General features: G+C 78.0%; 1 protein-coding gene. It reads right to left on the minus strand.

Going from position 1 to position 723, the window contains the following annotated elements; translation table 11 throughout:
- Positions 1-49: 49 nt before the first annotated feature.
- The coding region (locus VR44_RS40320) for a hypothetical protein (RefSeq protein ID WP_052714050.1) at positions 50-723 on the minus strand (674 nt) is incomplete at its 5' end.

Raw genomic sequence — 723 nt, forward strand, 5'->3', positions numbered from 1 at the left:
CCGGCGCGGGCGCGTACGGCTCAGCTCGACCGGCGCGGGCGCGTACGGCTCAGCTCGACCGGCGCGGGTCGGGCCGGCCGCGGCGGAGGCGGTGGGCGGTCAGCAGGAGGCCGCCGCCGAGGGCCAGGGCGGCGACGGCTCCGGCGCCGTAGGCCCACTCCCGGGGGCCGGTGTGCGCGAGCGAGCCGGCGGCCGCGGCCGCTTCCTCCGGCTCCTCGGGGCCTTCCGGGCCTTCCACGGAGAACCGGTACCCGCCGGCCGTGCCCACCCACTCCCCGTCGTCCCCCTTCCGCTGCACCAGCGCGGCGTCGGCGAGGACCTCGCCGAGGGGGGCGTCGGGGGCGAAGGCCAGCCGCACTTTGACGGTGGCGGAACCCCCGGCCGGTACGGAGAAGCCGGGGAAGGCGTCCTTGCCGTCGAACACCGCGATGATCTCGTCGCGGTCGCTGCGCTCCAGGCTGACGGGGTACGGCCCGCCGGGGGCCTCGAACTCCATGCGCAGGTGCGCGGGGCGCAGGGCCCGGGCGGGGTCGGTGAACACGATCACGGGGTGGATGGCGGTGCAGGTGCCGCTGGTGGTGTTGGTGAGGTCCAGCAGCCAGCTCTGCGGTCCGCCGCCGGCCCGGTAGACGGCCGGGCCGCCACGGATCCGGGCCCCGATCGGAAAGGCGCCGCTCTTGCCGTCCCCGCAGCTGGCCCGCGCGCGGGAGGGCTGGGCAGGCG

Source organism: Streptomyces katrae (assembly GCF_000966975.1).
GTDB lineage: Bacteria > Actinomycetota > Actinomycetes > Streptomycetales > Streptomycetaceae > Streptomyces > Streptomyces katrae.